Genomic DNA, 16,993 nt, shown 5'->3' with positions numbered 1-16,993 from the left:
TTGGACCGTGTGATCACGGGTTCCCTTGTAACCTGTGTGCGCGCGCTTGCAAATCAAGCCGTGCGCACAGGTTGCCGCATTGTCACCAGTTCTTCGGCCATGACCGGGTGAACTGCAACCGTGCGGTCAAAATCTTCCTTGGTCGCGCCCATCTTTACGGCGATTCCCGCCAGCTGGATCATCTCGCCGGCACCGGGGGCGACAATATGGCAACCCAGCACCTTGCGCGTGGCCTGAGAGACGATGAGTTTCATCAGTACCCGCTGCGTGCCGCCAGCAAAAGATTTCTGCATCGGCTTGAAAGATGTGGCATAGACCTCGATCGGTTCCTGTTCTGCTGCCTCTTCTTCGCTGAGGCCGACAGTTCCCATCTCGGGCTGAGTGAAGATCGCAGTCGGGATCAATTCGTGATCTACCGGTGTCGGATTGCCTTTGAACACGGTTTCCACAAAGGCCATCCCCTCGCGGATCGCGACCGGGGTCAGGTTCACCCGATCGGTCACATCGCCAATGGCAAATATCGAGGGAACGGCGGTCTGGCTGTATTCATCCACGATGATCTCACCCTTACGACCGCGTTCAACGCCCAAAGCCTCCAACCCAAGGTTATCGGCATTCGGCGCACGGCCCGTGGCATACATCACCACATCAAAACTCTGCTCGGAGCCGTTGGTGGCCTTGACCCAGATCTTGTCGCCTTGCTTTTTCATCTCAAGCACATTGGTGCCCAGATGCAGGTCGATGCCGTTCTGGCACATTTCTTCGCTGATCAGTCCACGCGCCTCGTCATCAAAACCCCGAAGGATCTGTGCGCCGCGATAAAATTGAGTCGTCCTGACCCCCAGCCCGTTCATGATCCCGGCAAATTCACAGGCGATATAACCGCCCCCTACGATCAGGATGCTTTCTGGCAGCTTACCCAGATGGAATATCTCGTTCGACGTAATCGCCAGTTCCGAGCCCGGAAAATCCGGAACAACCGGGCGACCGCCAGTGGCGATCAGAATGTGTTTGGCGGTTTTGCGGGTTCCATCGGTCAGCTCGACCGTGTGGGCATCCACAAGGCGCGCACGCTGGTCAAAGCTTTCGACGCCGTTGTTCTTCAGGATATTGCGATATATCCCTTCCAACCGATCAAGCTCGGCCACCAGCTTGCCGTGGAAAGTGTTCCAGTTGAACGCGCCGGGCTGAATGTCCCAGCCATAGGCCTGCGCATCCCCGACCATGCCCGAGTATTCGCTGGCAAAGACCATCAGCTTCTTTGGCACGCAGCCCCGGATCACACAGGTGCCGCCATACCGGTCTTCTTCGGCCAGCGCGACCTTGGCGCCGGTTTCGCCCGCCGCAACACGCGCCGCGCGGACCCCGCCCGAACCTCCGCCGATGACAAAAAGATCATAGTCAAAGCTCATGCCGGGTTCCTTCGTTCAACTTTCAAAATTCTCTGGATATCTGGGCGTAAAAAAGCCTGTGCCAACCCCCGGCGCGGAAAATTCGAACTTTCATAGCCACTTGCCGAACGGAACTGCACGAAACTCAGTCCGAAAAATCGGAGAACAGATTGTCGCGCGACCCGCTGAGCAGCTGATCCAGTTCGACCGTGCCCGCGTTGATATCCCGCAGCTCGACCCGGCCATCGCCATGGCCGATCACGACCTTGTCGCAGATGTCGATGAACAGGCCATTTTCCACAACACCGGGCACCTGGTTCAGGATCAGCGCCATCTGGCGCGGGTTGCCGATGCGCTTGAGGTGCAGGTCAAGGATGTGGTTGCCCTCATCGGTTACAAACGGGGCCTCACCATTCATGCGCAGCGCCGAGGACGTTCCAAGTACATCCATTGTATCCAGGGCTTCCTCGATCAATGTGCGCGTTGTCTGCCAGCCAAAGGGAATGACCTCGACAGGCAGTGGAAAGGCCCCCAGAGTTTCAACTTCTTTGCCTGCATCGGCGATGACGATCATCTGATCGCTGGCCGTGGCCACAATCTTTTCCTGCAAATGCGCACCGCCGCCCCCCTTGATCAGGTTCAGGTCCTGATCGAACTCATCCGCGCCGTCGATGGTCATGTCCAGCCAACCGGCCTGATCCAGTGAAATGACGTCAATACCAACCTCGCGGGCAAGCTGCGCCGTGCGGGTCGAGGTTGGAACACCCTTAATCCGCAGGCCGTCTTCGCGCACCCGTTCACCCAGACGGCGCACCAGCCAGGCGGCTGTCGATCCTGTGCCAAGGCCCACGCGCATCCCGTCTTCGACCATGTCGGCGGCACGGTACGCGGCAACATATTTCGCGGTGTCGATTGGCGACAGATCTCTGGTCATAGCAGCTTTCCCAGTTTATTCTGACGGAGTTATAGGGAATGCGTCAGGCGACTGCGACCCCATTTTGCGATCCGACAGGCGTTAAGATGTCTCAGGACTACGCGTTTCCTGTCGGAAAAGTCGCAATCATGTCTTACACTCACATCTTTGCGCTGTAAGTTGCGCGCATGTTGACCCCGTACCGCCTGCACTATGCCCCTGACAACGCCTCGCTGGTGATCCGGCTGGCGCTGGACGAGATGGGCGTGGCTTATGAAACGGTGCTGGTGGACCGCCGCCAGAACGAGCAGGACAGCGACGCGTATCGGTCGCTTAATCCCAACGGGCTGATCCCGGTTCTGGAAACGCCGCAGGGCCCGATCTTTGAAACCGCGGCGATCCTGCTTTGGCTGACGGAGCGCCATGGTCAACTTGCCCCGACGGCGGATGATCCTGAACGCGCCGGATTTCTGAAATGGCTGTTTTTTGCGTCCAACACGTTGCATGCGGATCTGCGCATCCTGTTCTACGCTGAAAAATACATAGACGCCTCACAGGCCGACACGCTGCGCGCGGGCATCCGACCCCGGTTGCTGCAGCACCTGCGGCTGCTGGATGCGCTGGCGCAACGCGGGCCTGAGTGGTTTCGCGCAGGTGTCCCATCGGTTCTGACCTATTATGTCGCCTGCATGATGCGCTGGATGGCCCTGTACCCCGTAAGTGCTAACCGTAGCTGGTATCAACTGGCCGACACGCCGCATCTGCAGAAAGTTCTTCTGCACCTTGAGACATGCCCCGCCACCCGTTCGGCAATCGCTGCGGAAGGTTTGGGCGTTACACCTTTCACATCCCCTACTTACGCTAATCCCCCGGAAGGCTCGGCTATCTGATATGTTCCTATCTGTCTTCGATATGTTCAAAGTGGGCATTGGCCCGTCTTCATCGCACACAATGGGCCCGATGGTGGCCGCGGCGCGCTTTTTGGACATGATGCGCGCCTCCCCCTTTGAATTTACAGGCCTGAAAGGATCGTTGCACGGCTCGCTTGCCTTCACCGGTGTCGGTCACGCGACCGATCGGGCGACCATTCTGGGTCTGGCGGGTTTTGTTCCTGACACCTATGACAATGAAAAGGCCGAGGCCGCGCTGGCTGATATCGCCCGCGCGCACACGGTCACGCCCGAAGGCCTGCCGACGCTTCATTTCGATCCCAAGGCGGATCTGATCTTTGACTACGACAACAATCTGCCCGGACACGCCAACGGGATGATCCTGATGGCCACCGACGCACAGGGCGATGTGATCCTGCGGCAGGTGTTCTATTCGATCGGCGGCGGCTTTGTCCTGACCGAGGAAGAACTGGCCGAGGGGAAAGACACCGACGAAGGCGACCCGGTCCCGTTCCCGTTCAAATCCGCCGCAGAAATGCTTGAGATGGCCAAATCCAGTGGCAAAAGCATTGCCGGGATGAAGCGCGCGAACGAGATCGCGCGGGGCTGCGCCGACAGTTTCGCGAAAGGCTCGGCCCGCCTGTGGGACGTCATGAATGCCTGTATCGAACGTGGCTTGACCACTGACGGCATCCTTCCGGGCGGGTTGAAAGTGCGCCGCCGCGCGAAAGGCATCTATGATGCGCTGATGGCCGAGCGCGGCATGAACCTGACCGCGCCGCACACGATCAACGACTGGATGAGCGTCTATGCCATGGCGGTCAACGAGGAAAACGCGGCGGGCGGGCAAGTTGTCACCGCGCCCACCAACGGGGCCGCAGGTGTTCTGCCCGCTGTTCTGCGCTATTATCTGGATCACGTACCGGGCGCGTCCGAGAGCCATATCGAGGATTTCTTGCTGACCGCAGCGGCCATTGGTGGATTGGTGAAATACAACGCCTCAATCTCGGGTGCCGAAGCGGGATGTCAGGCCGAAGTTGGCAGCGCGGCCGCCATGGCGGCAGCCGGGCTTTGCGCCGTGATGGGGGGAACCCCCGAACAGGTGGAAAATGCCGCCGAGATCGCGCTGGAGCATCATCTGGGCATGACCTGCGACCCTGTTGCCGGGCTGGTTCAGGTTCCTTGTATCGAACGAAACGGGCTGGGGGCCATCAAAGCGGTCTCAGCGGCCTCGCTGGCCTTGCGCGGGGACGGTCAGCATTTCGTGCCGCTGGACGCGGTGATCGAGACGATGCGCCAGACCGGCCATGACATGCATGAGAAATACAAGGAAACGTCGCTGGGTGGTCTGGCTGTGAACGTACCGAACTGCTGAAACAGAAAGCGAGGGGCGACATGCGTGGACATTGTCTGTGCGGCAGGATCCGGTTCGAGGTCGACCCTCCGGTACTGTCATGCGTCAGCTGCCATTGCGACTGTTGCCGTCGCCAATGCGCAGCGCCGATGACAACGTATTTCGGAGTTCGCGATGGCCATTGGCGGTGGACCGGTGAAGAGCCCAAGCGTTTCAACTCCTCTCCCGGTGTCGAGCGCAGCTTCTGCCCGCACTGCGGCACGCCAATGTCCTTCAGTTCAACCGCCATGTCGGATGTGATGCACCGTTTTGTCGCGACGTTGGACTCTCCTGAAGCGCTGGAACCTACGTTACATGTCGCGCATGAAGAAAAGCTGAAATGGCTGAAATTGGAGGATGGTTTGCCTACCTGCAACGGGCCGGATTACACCAAGGTTCAGCCCCTGGCCGACCGCTGACAACAGCGCTTCCCTCTGCGTCGCGAAACAGTTAGCGTCGCGCTCGTGACTCAGGACAGACCCGTCTTTGGCATCTTTTTGATGCTCGGTTTTTGCGTGCTCGCGCCCTTGGGGGATGCGATGGCGAAGCTGTTGGGCGAGACCACGCCGCTGGGTCTGCTGGTCACGGTGCGTTTCGCGGTGCAAGCGGTGATCCTGATCCCGCTGGTTGCGGTGACGGGGCGACCCTGGCGGATGCGCGGACGGATCCTGCGGCTGACCCTGCTACGGACGCTGCTGCATATCATCGGCATTTCGGCCATGTTCAGCGCGCTGCAATTCCTGCCCTTGGCGGACGCCGTTGCTATTGCTTTCGTCATGCCATTCATCATGCTGCTGCTGGGCAAATATGTTCTGGAGGAAGAGGTCGGTTCCCGCCGTCTTGCCGCCTGCATTGTCGGGTTCATCGGCACATTGCTGGTCATTCAACCCAGCTTTGCCGAGGTGGGTGCACCTGCGTTGCTGCCACTGATCGTTGCCGTAGTCTTTGCCTTGTTCATGCTGGTCACACGGCAAGTCGCGAAAGAGACCGATCCGGTGTCGTTGCAAGCCGTGTCCGGCGTATTTGCGACAGTCCTTCTGGCTCCGATCCTTCTGATTGGCACGCAAATGAACATTCAAGAGCTCTCGATGACCCTGCCGTCCAGCGACCTGAACTGGCTGCTGATTGCGATCGGGGTGTTGGGTACGGTCGCCCATCTGCTGATGACTTGGTCGCTGCGCTATGCGCCCTCTGCTACACTGGCCCCGATGCAATATCTGGAAATCCCGGTTGCAACCCTGATCGGATGGGTGATCTTCAGCGACCTGCCCGACGGATTGGCTGCAGTTGGCATCGTCATTACCATTGCCGCAGGCCTGTACGTCATTCTGCGCGAGCGGGCCAGCGCCCGGTCTGCCCCGACAGAAACACCTGCATAAGCGGATCGAGTGCAGCGCGCGGGATCATCACCAGCAAGCCCGGCCCATCCATCTTCAGCTCGACAGGTGCCAGTGCGCGGTTGGACGTTCCCACCTGCCCGTCCGGCCGAAAGGCCAGATCGTCAATCGGCCATTCCAGCCCGGTACTACGCCCCGTCACTGACTGCATCGGAAACAGCGAGACCACATCGCCGGGCGCAACCGGCAGCTTGATCTCTGGCGGTGCGTGAAAAACCAACTCACGTTCGCCCAGCAATATGCAGGCCTGATCCTGCCGTCGGACCAGAACATTCAGAACGGCCAGTTGATGATCAAGCCGCCCGCCAAGAAACCCTGCCCCCAGAACCAGCGGAGCGTGCAGATTGCGCAGAGCCTTGTCGAAATCGGTACTGTCCTGTTCGCGGATGGCAAACAGGCGATCCGCGGGAATTTTTGCTTGCGTCGCTTGGCTCAGCGAATCGAAGTCACCAATCACCGCATCGGGAATCCGGCCTGATTCTGTCAAAACGTCCGCTCCGCCATCGGCGGCAACGACCGAATTGACGCGATTCAGCACCAGATTCAGGTCTCCATATCCGATAAATCCCCCTCCGAACAACCCAATTGGATCGGCAGAGCGTACAATTGGCTTGATTTTCCTAAGATTGGCCATTTTTCCCGGATTTGGACACATTAAGACCACAAAATGATAGGTTCATGCATAAAGTTCAGAGCCTTCGTGTGCTCCCGATTCCGGGTAAGTGGGCTCTCGTAGTTTGTAAAGGACGTGCGTCTGATGGTACAGAATAACAAGGTATTAACCGTTTCATATGGAACCTTCTCCTGCACTTTGGAAGGATTTGATGATTCCTTTGAAACGATGAAAGCCATCGCCGAGTATTTCCGCGATCTCGCAGCGGATGACCGTTACTTCGGCTCGGAACCCCCGCAACCGGATGCCGAAATGCTGACCCGCATCGCCCGGCGCGATGCATCACAGCGCGTCGAAGCCCGTCAGAACGAATCCGGCCTGTTGCTGCGCGCCACTCAGACCACCGAAACTCCTGTCGCTGCTGAAGAACCGGCCCCGCACACGGCCGCTATCAAGGCTGCCGATACTCCCACTCATGTTCAGCCGCAACCGGCCCCCGCGCAGACCGGGTTCGCCGAAGCGGAACCTGTCGCGGACACCCCGCCACCGGCTGCTGACAGCATCGCGGCGAAACTGCAACGCATTCGCGCGGTCGTCTCTCATTCCGACGTGCCCGCTGCCGAGTATTCCGAAGACGAAGAGTCGCCGCTGCTGGCCAATACCGCCCCCCCGGTAGATGCTGTGGCCGCTGCGTTTGAGGCCGGTGCGCTCAGCGCAGAAGACTTTGCCGAACCCACAGAGCCTGAATCCCAGGAAACCGAAGAGCCCGCGGCACCTGCGATTGATGAGTTGCAGGATCAGGAAGCTGAAGAACCGCAAGCGGCTGAGACAGCAGAAGCGCTGATCCCCGAAGGTGCTGAAACTCAGATCGAAGAAACCGTTGACTTGCAGGCGCCCCTGACCCCCCAGCCCCTGCATATCGACGAAATCGAAGACGCGCCGGTGGCGGATCAGTCCGCTGCCGAGCCTTTGTTCGCTGATCTTGAAGACGTTGCCGAAGACGATTTCGACGAAGAAGATGCCCCCAACATCCTCAACGTTGAAGACGTAGCAATTGAATCCGACGATGAACCGGTCGAGGAAGACCTGACGCAGGGTGTATTGACGGCAGAAGACGAAATGCACCTGTTGACCGAAATTTCCGAGATCGAACAGCACCTGTCCGGTCGTTCGAGCCAAAAACTGGCTGACGATGCGGATCCCGATCAGGATATGTCGCGCCTGATGGCAAAGACCGGCGAGCATATGGATGACCCCAGCAGCAGCGATGCGCGCGAAACCTATTCGCACCTGCGCACCGCCGTCGCAGCCACCGAAGCCGACCGCGACGGTCAGGCGCGCTCGAAAGAGGCGGCCGACCGGGAATACCGCGGCGATCTGGCATCCGTGGTCAGCCCACGGCGACCCGAAATCAAGGTAACCAGCATGCGTCCGGCACCGGAAGCTCCGGCGCCACTCAAGCTGGTGGCCGAGCAGCGCGTGGATGAACACGGAACATCCGCAAGTCCGGTCTTGCCACGTCGCGTCACTACAGACCAGGAAGCAACCGGATCAGAGGAAGGCGGTTTTGCACAGTTTGCACAGGAACAGGGTGCGCAATCGCTGCCTGATCTTCTGGAAGCGGCTGCCGCCTATCTGTCCTTCATCGAAGGTCAGGAGCAGTTTTCGCGCCCGCAGCTGATGAACAAGGTGCGTTCGCTGAAACAAGACGAGTTCAATCGCGAAGAAAGCCTGCGTTCTTTTGGGCAGTTGCTGCGCGATGGTAAAATCGAGAAAGCCGGAGGCGGGCGTTTCGCGGCGTCCAACCTGATCGGTTTTCGCCCCGATGACGAGCGTGCCGTAGGCTGATCACGCTTGAAGGTTATCAATCAAGGCCGGGTTTACCCCCGGCCTTTTTGCTTTTGGCCATTGGACCAAACGCCCGTCCTGAATGACAAAGCCCGAACGTTTCGACTGTTACCAGACGGTCGTCACCAAAGCGCCGAGGACCACGCGTTTTCCCGCACGGCACTCAGCAGGCCCGGTCATTTACACGTACCTCACGAGCGCTAGGACTGATCGGGGTCTTCTTTACCGACGCCGCGAAACACGAACTTGAACGGCAGGGCCCAAAGGATGCCCAGCACGATATAAACCAGCAACTCAATCCAGATCGGAGGACGCCCCAGCAAGTTCACGATCGTCACCACGGCGATGATGTACAGCGGAAGGCCAAGCACAAGGATCACCAGCGACCAGCGCCGGCGTGCCTTGTAACTCAACCCTTTCTTCTGTTTCTCGCGCATCAGTCAGCAAAGGGGTCCGTCACCAGAATGGTGTCGTCCCGCTCCGGGCTTGTGGACAAAAGCGCAACCGGGCACTCGATCAGTTCTTCGACCCGACGCACATATTTGATCGCATTTGCAGGTAAATCCGCCCAGCTGCGCGCGCCTTCGGTCGATTCGCTCCACCCCGGCATTTCTTCATAAATCGGGTTACAGCGGGCTTGCTGATCAGCAGCGGTCGGAAGGTAATCCAAACGTTCGCCATCCAGCTCATACCCGGTACAGATCTTAAGTGTCTCAAACCCGTCCAGAACATCCAGCTTGGTCAGCGAAATACCGTTCACGCCGCTGGTTGCGCAGGTCTGGCGCACCAGACAGGCGTCGAACCATCCGCAGCGGCGCTTGCGGCCTGTTGTCGTGCCGAATTCGTGCCCGCGTTCACCCAGACGCTGACCGTCTGCGTCTTCCAACTCGGTCGGGAACGGCCCTTCTCCAACACGGGTGGTATAGGCCTTAACAATGCCAAGCACGAAATTGATCGAGCCTGGGCCAATACCAACACCGGTTGCCGCCTGCCCCGCAATCACGTTTGACGACGTCACAAAGGGATAGGTGCCGAAATCGATATCCAGCAGCGCGCCCTGCGCCCCTTCAAACAGGATGCGTTTCCCGGCCTTGCGCTTTTCGTTCAGCACTTTCCAGACGGGAGCTGCAAACGGCAGAATTTGTTGCGCTATCTCTTTGAGTTGAGCAATCAGCGCGTCGCGGTCAACCGGCTCGATACCCAGTCCCTTGCGCAACGGATCGTGATGTTGCAACGCGCGGTCAACGCGGGCCTCCAGCGTGGCTTCGTCCGCCAGATCGGCAACGCGAACAGAACGCCGCCCAACCTTGTCTTCATATGCCGGGCCAATTCCACGACCGGTTGTTCCGATCTTGGTGCCTTTGCTCGCAGCTTCCTCGCGCGCACGGTCCAACTCGCCATGAATGGGCAGAATCAATGGCGTGTTTTCAGCGATCATCAGCGTCTCAGGAGTGATCTCAACACCCTGCGCCCGGATGGTTGCGATCTCATTGACCAGATGCCAGGGGTCCAGAACCACGCCGTTGCCAATAACGCTCAACTTGCCGCCGCGTACCACGCCCGAAGGAAGCGCGTGCAGCTTATAAACCTCACCGTCGATCACCAGCGTATGACCGGCATTGTGACCGCCCTGAAAACGCGCGATTACGTCCGCCCTTTCGCTGAGCCAGTCGACAATCTTGCCTTTTCCTTCGTCGCCCCATTGGGCGCCGACAACAACCACGTTGGCCATATCCGGTCCTTTTCGTGCTGAGTGATCAAACCCGGCTCATATAGCGGGGCAAAAACGGCAGGGAAACCGATATTTCGCCGCAGAGGAAAATCGCGCTGGCGCGCGATGCCTCCGGCGGGGATATTTGTAGCCAGATGAAGAGTGGATCCCCTGCTTCACCTGGCTGTAAATATCCCGGGGGAGGCGCCCGGAACGGGCGGCGGGGGCAGAGCCCCCTAACCCTGTCGCCGTAAGTGGACAGGTTGCCCATGCGGAGTGGTCAGGTAAGCCTCTTCCCAGGCCTTATGCAGATCAAGCACATCTTTCGGCCTTGCAGCGCCCTGTTCGGCCAGCAATGCCTCAAGCGTTTCCAGCCATGCGTGGAAGTAATCGTCACCGCCATCCAATTCCCGGGCAAGCCCATTGTGTTTCAATGTCGCTGAAAAGCGCGCCGCCCAATCCGCCCAATCGAACCGCCCAGCCTCGTTCAGCGCGACGGTGACGGCAAAGACCTGAGCGTGCCAGGGTTCAGCAAAAACCGGCTCGGGGGCTCCGTATGAGATACAGTCGTTCATGCCGGTTCCAGGTAGCTTTGCCAGAGGTCCAGCACCACCTGGTCGGCGGGATGTTCGGTGGCGGCCCAGAGTTCTGATGCCGCAAAAGCCACTGCATAAATCGGCTCTGGCGCCTCACCCAACCCATGCGCATTGGAATCGGGCAGAACATGGGTTCCGTGCAGGCGCAGGATTCGGCCCCTGGCACCGGATGCATAGACAGGCAGGCGCGTGTGACCTCCATCCACGAGGCGATTTGCTGTCGGCCGGACCGTGACAACCTCTTGCCCCACAGAATACAGCGCCGCGACATTGGAAGGCCTGTCCGCAGGCCCGCCTTTGGCCAGCGCAGCGGACACGGCTTCGGCCTTGAGCGCTCTGTTTGCCAAGGGGTGCGGATTGTCGCCGCTCACGCCACGCAGATCATCCAATGTCAGAACGCCCTTTTCGACCAGCAGATCGGCCAGACCGGATATCCATTTCTCATAATACGAAAACCGGGTGTAATCCTTCGGAGACAAGCGTTCGCGCGCGTGGCGCGAAACGTCGATGTTCCACTGCCCCAGAAACCCGGATGCAAGTGTCACCGCAAGAGCGCGGGCGTGCCAGTCTTCGGCAAAAACAGGCGCGTCCTCTGCCTCGGGGTGTATCGGACCATCACCGAAACGGCCTCCCATATCGTGAACGCGGGTCATGATGGCACCTTGGGAAGGCCCGTGCCGATCATGCTGTCGCGCGTCACAAGCGCAGCAAGCTCATCTTCGCTCATTCCGTCTGTGCCTTCAGGGCGCATGGGCAAGACGAGATAGCGAATCTCGGCCGTCGAATCCCAAACCCGTACAGAGGTGTCTTGGGGCAAGGTGACGCCGAATTCGGCCAACACCTTGCGCGGTTCTCGCACTGCGCGGGCTCGGTAGGCGTCGGATTTGTACCATCCGGGCGGGATACCCAGCAGCGGCCAAGGGTAACAGCTGCACAGGGTGCAGACGACCATATTGTGCCGGTCCGGTGTATTCTCGACCACCACCATATGTTCGCCCTGGCGGCCATAGTAGCCAAGGTCCGCTACGACCGGAGTGGCGTCTTCAAGCAGGGCAGCTTTGAAGGCAGGGTCGCTCCAGGCTTTGGCAACGACGCGCGCGCCGTTTTGCGGCCCGATCCTGTTCTGATAAGTGTCGATGATCTCATCCAGAGCCGCCGGATCGATCAGCCCTTTGCGGGTCAGAATCGTCTCGAGCGCTTTGACGCGCAATGCGGGTTCAGGTGGCAACAGGGCATGCGGGTGGTCGTGATCGTCATGTGGCATGGCCGCAGCCTGCGTCACAAATCAACACACTGTCCAGTCCCTTTGACGTGATGGGATACATCAAAGAAGTTGATGCCAACTCCTGACTTGCCCCCGCTGGCAAACTTGCATAAGTACCACGCGATACACGCCACGCTGTACAGGACCACCATGGAAAACGTCGTTCTCATTATCCATCTTCTTCTGGCTCTGGGCCTGATCGCCGTTGTCCTGATGCAGCGGTCCGAAGGCGGTGGCCTGGGTATGGGTGGTGGCGGTGCCATGGCCGGTCGCGCAGCAGCGACGGCATTGGGCAAGCTGACGTGGATTCTGGCGGCCTGTTTCATCGTCACCTCGATCACGCTGACCATTCTTGCGGCTCAGAAATCTTCGGGCAGCTCGGTAATCGACCGTCTGGGCGTTCCGGCACCGGCTTCGACCGAGGAAAGTGCACCGGCGATTCCGTCGGTTGATGATCTTTTGCCGCCGGCACAGGACGACAACGCGCCTCTGATCCCGCAGGCGGATTGATCCACAAAACCTAGAAACATGAAAGAGGACTGCAACAGCATCTTGCGGTTCTCTTGCGCTTTTGGCGCGAATCCTTTATACGTGAAGTCCCGTGATGCAGCGGTTTTTCGGAACCGCCGGGCAGCTGATTTTGACGTCTCACGGGAGCAGCCGAAAAACTATGGCACGTTTTATTTTCATCACCGGTGGTGTGGTTTCGTCCTTGGGCAAAGGGCTGGCTTCGGCAGCTTTGGGCGCTTTGTTGCAGGCCCGCGGTTATTCGGTGCGTCTGCGCAAGCTGGACCCCTATCTGAACGTCGATCCCGGCACGATGTCGCCCTTTGAGCATGGCGAAGTGTTTGTCACCGATGATGGCGCCGAGACCGATCTGGACCTTGGCCATTACGAACGGTTCACCGGTGTCGCAGCGCGCAAGACCGACTCGGTCAGTTCCGGGCGGATTTATTCAAACGTGCTCGAGAAAGAACGCCGCGGAGATTACCTCGGCAAGACCATTCAGGTGATCCCGCACGTCACCAACGAGATCAAGGATTTCATCGCCATCGGCGAGGATGAGGTTGATTTCATGCTGTGTGAGATTGGCGGTACCGTGGGTGACATCGAAGGCCTGCCCTTCTTTGAAGCCATCCGACAGTTCAGTCAGGACAAACCGCGCGGCCAGTGTATCTTTATGCATCTGACGTTGCTGCCCTACATCAAAGCGTCGGGTGAGTTGAAAACCAAGCCTACCCAGCACTCGGTGAAAGAACTGCGCTCGATCGGTCTGGCCCCCGATATTCTGGTCTGCCGGTCCGAAGGGCCGATCCCGACCAAGGAACGGGAAAAGCTTGCCCTGTTCTGTAACGTGCGTCCGGACAGCGTGATCGCGGCGCAGGACCTGTCCACCATTTACGACGCGCCGCTGGCCTATCACCGCGAGGGGCTGGACCAGGCCGTTCTGGATGCCTTCCAGATCAGCCCCGCCCCCAAACCTGATCTGGCCAAATGGGAAGATGTCAGCGACCGCATCCACAACGCCGAAGGCGAAGTGAAAGTGGCCATTGTCGGCAAATACACGCAGCTTGAAGACGCCTATAAGTCGATTGCCGAGGCGCTGACCCATGGCGGTATGGCCAACCGTGTGAAGGTCAAGATCGAGTGGGTGGATGCCGAAGTTTTCGACACCGAAGACGCAGCTCCGTATCTGGAAGGCTTCCACGCCATCCTCGTCCCCGGTGGATTTGGCGAGCGTGGCACCGAAGGCAAGATCAAGGCGGCGCAATATGCGCGCGAGCACAAAGTCCCCTATCTGGGCATTTGTCTTGGCATGCAGATGGCGGTGATCGAGGCAGCGCGAAACGTTGCGGGTATTACCGAAGCCGGGTCCGAGGAGTTCGACCATGAGGCCGGGAAGAAACGGTTTGAACCGGTGGTCTATCACCTCAAGGAGTGGGTACAGGGCAACCACAAGGTCGAGCGCAAGGTCGGCGACGACAAGGGCGGCACAATGCGCCTTGGGGCCTACAACGCAGTATTGGCGGACGGATCCAAAGTCGCCGAGGTCTATGGCGGCACCCAGATCGAGGAACGGCACCGCCACCGCTATGAGGTGGACATCAAGTATCGCGACAAGCTTGAAAAAGCGGACCTGAAGTTTTCGGGCATGTCGCCGGACGGTCGTCTGCCCGAAATCGTGGAATGGGCGGATCACCCGTGGTTCATTGGCGTTCAGTACCACCCGGAACTGAAGTCCAAGCCGTTTGACCCGCATCCGCTGTTTCGCGATTTTGTGCGGGCCGCGAAAGACACCTCGCGCCTGGTCTGATCCCTGACTGTGTCGGACTGTCACCCCACGTTGTTTCGTGGGGATTGATCTCTTAACTCTGTGCAGAGGCAGGCTTTCTGCTTTTGCATTTCACGATTTCAGGAGATTTCCGATGAGCAACGCAACAACGATCAGCAACCTTCAGCAAGCGCTTCATATGGAGCTTACTGCCGCGCACCAATACCAGTTGCACGCGCACGTTTTGGACGACTGGGGCCTTGATATTCTGGCTGAGAAAATGCGGGGCGAGATGCAGGAAGAACTGGTGCATTCTGACGCCTTTATCGAACGTATCCTGTTTCTGGGTGGAACCCCCGAGCTTGCGTTTCAGAAAAGCCCAGCCGAAGCGGGCACGCTGGAAGAAATGTTCGCCTCTGATCTCCAAGACGAGAGTGAGGCCGTCGATTTCTACACCAATGCAGCGCAACAGGCGGCCGAAGTCGGTGATGTTGGTTCGCGTACATTGTTCGAACGTATCCTGATGGAAGAAGAAGGTCATAAAGCCTGGCTGGAGACACAGCTGAGCCTGCTGCAACGTCTTGGCGAATCTGCGTTTAGCGCGAAATTCGTCTCTGGCGCTGCGGGCGAAGCCTGAGGCCTTGGTTTCAAACCGGTGGATGTCACAGGTACTTTGCACAGCTGACGCAATCTGTGCCTGTGCCGTCACCTCAAAGTGACCTGTCTGGGTGCAAAAACTCTGGCCGGGTCATTTTCACAGCGTTAGCTGTAGGATACGCGACAACAGGAGAGTTCCGATGACCAGCCAGTCCCAGAAAGCCGTGACCTTTACCAGCCTTCACAAGAAAGGCGATCCTGTCATTCTGTTCAATATCTGGGACGCTGGCAGCGCTGGCGCTGTTCGGGACGCTGGTGCCCAGGCCATCGCGACCGGCAGTGCCCCTGTTGCCATGGCGCAGGGCTATGGCGACGGGCAGAACATTCCACTTGAGGCCGCGTTGGACAATGCACGCCGCATCGTTGCAGCGGTTGACTTGCCCGTAACACTGGATTTCGAGGGCGCTTATGCCGAAGACCCGCAAGGGATCGCGCAAAACGTTCAGCGCGCGCTGGACTGCGGTGTTGTTGGTTTCAACTTTGAAGACCAGATCATAGGTGGAGACGGCCTCTTTGACATCGCCACTCAGGCCAAACGTGTTGAAGCGATGTGCGACGCCTGCGCGCGCGCAGGCATTCCCGCCTATGTCAATGCGCGCACAGATATCTTCCTGAAGGCAGCAGTGGACACCCATGACGACACGATGCTGGATGAGGCCATTGCCCGTGCCAATGCCTATGCTGATGCAGGTGCCAGCGGATTCTTTGCACCTGGGCTAAAGAACGAAGCCCTGATCGCCCGGCTTTGCGAATCCACGGCCTTACCGGTCAATATCATCGCCCTGCCCGGCACGCCGGATACGCCCACCCTGGCAAAACTGGGGGTTGCGCGGATCAGCTACGGTCCGGTTCCCTATCGCCAAATGCTGGCCTGGTTGCAAACCGCAGCCAAAGAGGCCCTGACCTGGTAATCACGTCAAAAGCCTGACCGAAGCCATTTCACCGGATCCTGAGTGATCTGGGTGGTAATTTATCTTCAAAGTTGGCTAGGGTTTTCATTGAAAATCCCCGACCAACTAAACCGATCAAGACACCTGAATCCCCGTAAACCCTGACTGGTCGAAAGATAACGTTAAGTTTTTGAACGCCTTTTTTTAAGGCGCCGATAGTTCATATTCCGAAGTATCTGACCAATTTTGGATCCTCGTAATTGATACCTTTTGCCGCCGGGAAACAACGCCAACTTTCCATTAACAGCACCGAACTGTGTTACACGCCAGCCCTGATCCTTCCAGACCCGGTGCAGAAGCTCCAATCGAACATCTGCGTAATCTTCGGCATTCATAACCTGAACGTCTTGCGCTGGCTTACGCATCACGACCATGAATTCGATACCCTTGGGTTCCTGCACGTCTTCGATTTGCAAAGATGTCAAGCCCAAGTATTGGCAGTCTTGCAGCATCAAGCGCAGCGAACTGGGTGTCATAACAGTGCAATGAGCATCCTGATAAGGAGATTCTGGCGTTGTTTGCTGCCACTGTTCCCACAAAACAGCGGGATCAAATTGCAGTCTGTGAAGTTCAGGTGGTGTTTGATGGTTAACAGGCTTGAACTCTGCGCCGCAGGCCTCACGGGAGAGAACGTAACGCGAGTCAAAAACCTGCTTTTCTGTCGGTTTCTTTCGATCTTCCCGGTAGGCTTCAAGCCATTCTGACGTAGTTGTCGGGGGGCGGAAATGGTCGAAACATAACCGCCCATCCGGTACGATCATGATCAAGCGCCCCCCTGACTTCAGTAGCGCCTCACAAGCTTGAAGAAATTTGATCGGATTCGGTAAATGTTCAAAATTATGGGAACTATATATATAATCGAAACTGCCATGTTCGTCTTTTGGCACGACTGAACCCAACTCGGTGGCGCTGCCGACGAAGTCTATCTCCTCTATTAGGCCGTAACTATCAGGGTTAATTGTGTCATTTCCCTCCGCCGACGCCAAAAGTTCTTGCGCGGTCAGTACGTCTGCTATTTTGAGATGCTGTTGAAAAAGTCGATGTGTAAGCGCGGCGGAAATAGCGGCTGAAGTCTTCCTGCTCGGCTCTTCACGCCGA

Annotated in this window: 18 protein-coding genes; 9 read left to right on the top strand and 9 right to left on the bottom strand. The window is 58.2% G+C overall.

The features are described from left to right. Positions 1–53 precede the first annotated feature (53 nt). Together gor and rpiA are read right to left on the bottom strand one after the other, a co-directional pair. Positions 54–1,412, bottom strand: coding sequence for a glutathione-disulfide reductase (gene gor, locus AC2FLU_RS06335; RefSeq protein WP_480604143.1), 1,359 nt, complete (start codon positions 1,410–1,412; stop codon positions 54–56). A gap of 124 nt (positions 1,413–1,536) precedes the next feature. Then, positions 1,537–2,325, bottom strand: coding sequence for a ribose-5-phosphate isomerase RpiA (gene rpiA, locus AC2FLU_RS06330; protein ID WP_209504279.1), 789 nt, complete (start codon positions 2,323–2,325; stop codon positions 1,537–1,539). 167 nt (positions 2,326–2,492) lie between these two features. Between rpiA and AC2FLU_RS06325 the strand changes: the two genes are divergently transcribed. Genes AC2FLU_RS06325 through AC2FLU_RS06310 form a run of 4 tightly spaced genes read left to right on the top strand, consistent with a single transcriptional unit; the run spans position 2,493 to position 5,966 of the window. Beyond that, on the top strand, positions 2,493–3,194 hold the full coding sequence (locus tag AC2FLU_RS06325) for a glutathione S-transferase family protein (protein WP_480604141.1): 702 nt from the start codon (positions 2,493–2,495) through the stop codon (positions 3,192–3,194). 1 nt (position 3,195) lies between these two features. Further along, on the top strand, positions 3,196–4,569 hold the full coding sequence (locus AC2FLU_RS06320; RefSeq protein WP_496808616.1) for an L-serine ammonia-lyase: 1,374 nt from the start codon (positions 3,196–3,198) through the stop codon (positions 4,567–4,569). Positions 4,570–4,589: 20 nt separating this feature from the next. Beyond that, a complete protein-coding gene (locus AC2FLU_RS06315) occupies positions 4,590–5,006 on the top strand; it encodes a GFA family protein (RefSeq protein ID WP_496808617.1) in 417 nt (138 codons plus the stop codon). A 45-nt stretch (positions 5,007–5,051) separates the two neighbouring features. Continuing rightward, the gene (locus AC2FLU_RS06310; RefSeq protein ID WP_480624306.1) at positions 5,052–5,966 is read left to right on the top strand and encodes a DMT family transporter; all 915 of its coding nucleotides are present in this window, start codon (positions 5,052–5,054) and stop codon (positions 5,964–5,966) included. On the opposite strand, the gene AC2FLU_RS06305 is transcribed toward AC2FLU_RS06310, so the two are convergent. Continuing rightward, entirely contained in the window at positions 5,911–6,618 is a 708-nt protein-coding gene (locus tag AC2FLU_RS06305) for a thiamine diphosphokinase (protein WP_480493467.1), read from the bottom strand. The two genes, AC2FLU_RS06310 and AC2FLU_RS06305, sit on opposite strands and share 56 nt — an antisense overlap. Before the next feature lie 123 nt (positions 6,619–6,741). Between AC2FLU_RS06305 and AC2FLU_RS06300 the strand changes: the two genes are divergently transcribed. Continuing rightward, complete coding sequence (locus AC2FLU_RS06300; protein ID WP_480493469.1) at positions 6,742–8,445, top strand: hypothetical protein; 1,704 nt, start codon at positions 6,742–6,744, stop codon at positions 8,443–8,445. Between the two features lie 200 nt (positions 8,446–8,645). On the opposite strand, the gene AC2FLU_RS06295 is transcribed toward AC2FLU_RS06300, so the two are convergent. From AC2FLU_RS06295 to nthA, 5 genes are all read right to left on the bottom strand, one after another. Further along, entirely contained in the window at positions 8,646–8,882 is a 237-nt protein-coding gene (locus AC2FLU_RS06295) for a DUF2842 domain-containing protein (RefSeq protein WP_496714538.1), read from the bottom strand. Further along, the gene (locus AC2FLU_RS06290) at positions 8,882–10,177 is read right to left on the bottom strand and encodes an adenylosuccinate synthase (RefSeq protein ID WP_480476462.1); all 1,296 of its coding nucleotides are present in this window, start codon (positions 10,175–10,177) and stop codon (positions 8,882–8,884) included. Before AC2FLU_RS06290 ends, AC2FLU_RS06295 begins: the two co-directional genes overlap by 1 nt. Before the next feature lie 215 nt (positions 10,178–10,392). Next, positions 10,393–10,731 carry a nitrile hydratase accessory protein gene (locus AC2FLU_RS06285; RefSeq protein ID WP_480476460.1) on the bottom strand — a complete coding sequence of 113 codons (339 nt, stop codon included), beginning with the start codon at positions 10,729–10,731 and terminating at the stop codon, positions 10,393–10,395. Continuing rightward, positions 10,728–11,405 (bottom strand): nitrile hydratase subunit beta, encoded by a 678-nt coding sequence (gene nthB / locus AC2FLU_RS06280; RefSeq protein WP_496811909.1) that lies wholly within the window; start codon positions 11,403–11,405, stop codon positions 10,728–10,730. The genes AC2FLU_RS06285 and nthB overlap by 4 nt, the downstream gene beginning before the upstream one ends. Further along, positions 11,402–12,016, bottom strand: coding sequence for a nitrile hydratase subunit alpha (gene nthA, locus AC2FLU_RS06275; RefSeq protein WP_480476456.1), 615 nt, complete (start codon positions 12,014–12,016; stop codon positions 11,402–11,404). The genes nthB and nthA overlap by 4 nt, the downstream gene beginning before the upstream one ends. Before the next feature lie 150 nt (positions 12,017–12,166). Between nthA and secG the strand changes: the two genes are divergently transcribed. The 4 genes from secG (at position 12,167) to AC2FLU_RS06255 (ending at position 15,856) form a co-directional block, all read left to right on the top strand. Beyond that, positions 12,167–12,526, top strand: coding sequence for a preprotein translocase subunit SecG (gene secG / locus AC2FLU_RS06270; protein WP_480476944.1), 360 nt, complete (start codon positions 12,167–12,169; stop codon positions 12,524–12,526). A gap of 160 nt (positions 12,527–12,686) precedes the next feature. After that, positions 12,687–14,330 (top strand): CTP synthase, encoded by a 1,644-nt coding sequence (gene pyrG, locus AC2FLU_RS06265; protein ID WP_496808622.1) that lies wholly within the window; start codon positions 12,687–12,689, stop codon positions 14,328–14,330. Between the two features lie 112 nt (positions 14,331–14,442). Further along, positions 14,443–14,925 carry a bacterioferritin gene (locus tag AC2FLU_RS06260; RefSeq protein WP_496811908.1) on the top strand — a complete coding sequence of 161 codons (483 nt, stop codon included), beginning with the start codon at positions 14,443–14,445 and terminating at the stop codon, positions 14,923–14,925. A gap of 160 nt (positions 14,926–15,085) precedes the next feature. Continuing rightward, entirely contained in the window at positions 15,086–15,856 is a 771-nt protein-coding gene (locus tag AC2FLU_RS06255) for an isocitrate lyase/PEP mutase family protein (protein ID WP_496808623.1), read from the top strand. A 161-nt stretch (positions 15,857–16,017) separates the two neighbouring features. Here AC2FLU_RS06255 and AC2FLU_RS06250 read toward each other — a convergent pair. Then, positions 16,018–16,993, bottom strand: a 976-nt coding sequence (locus tag AC2FLU_RS06250; RefSeq protein ID WP_496808624.1) for a methyltransferase domain-containing protein, incomplete at its 5' end; no start/stop codon positions are given.

It is taken from the genome of Ruegeria sp. SAZD013 (assembly GCF_059612525.1).
The sequence above is the reverse complement of the archived record's forward strand: the minus strand, read 5'-3'. Positions and strand labels throughout refer to the sequence as shown.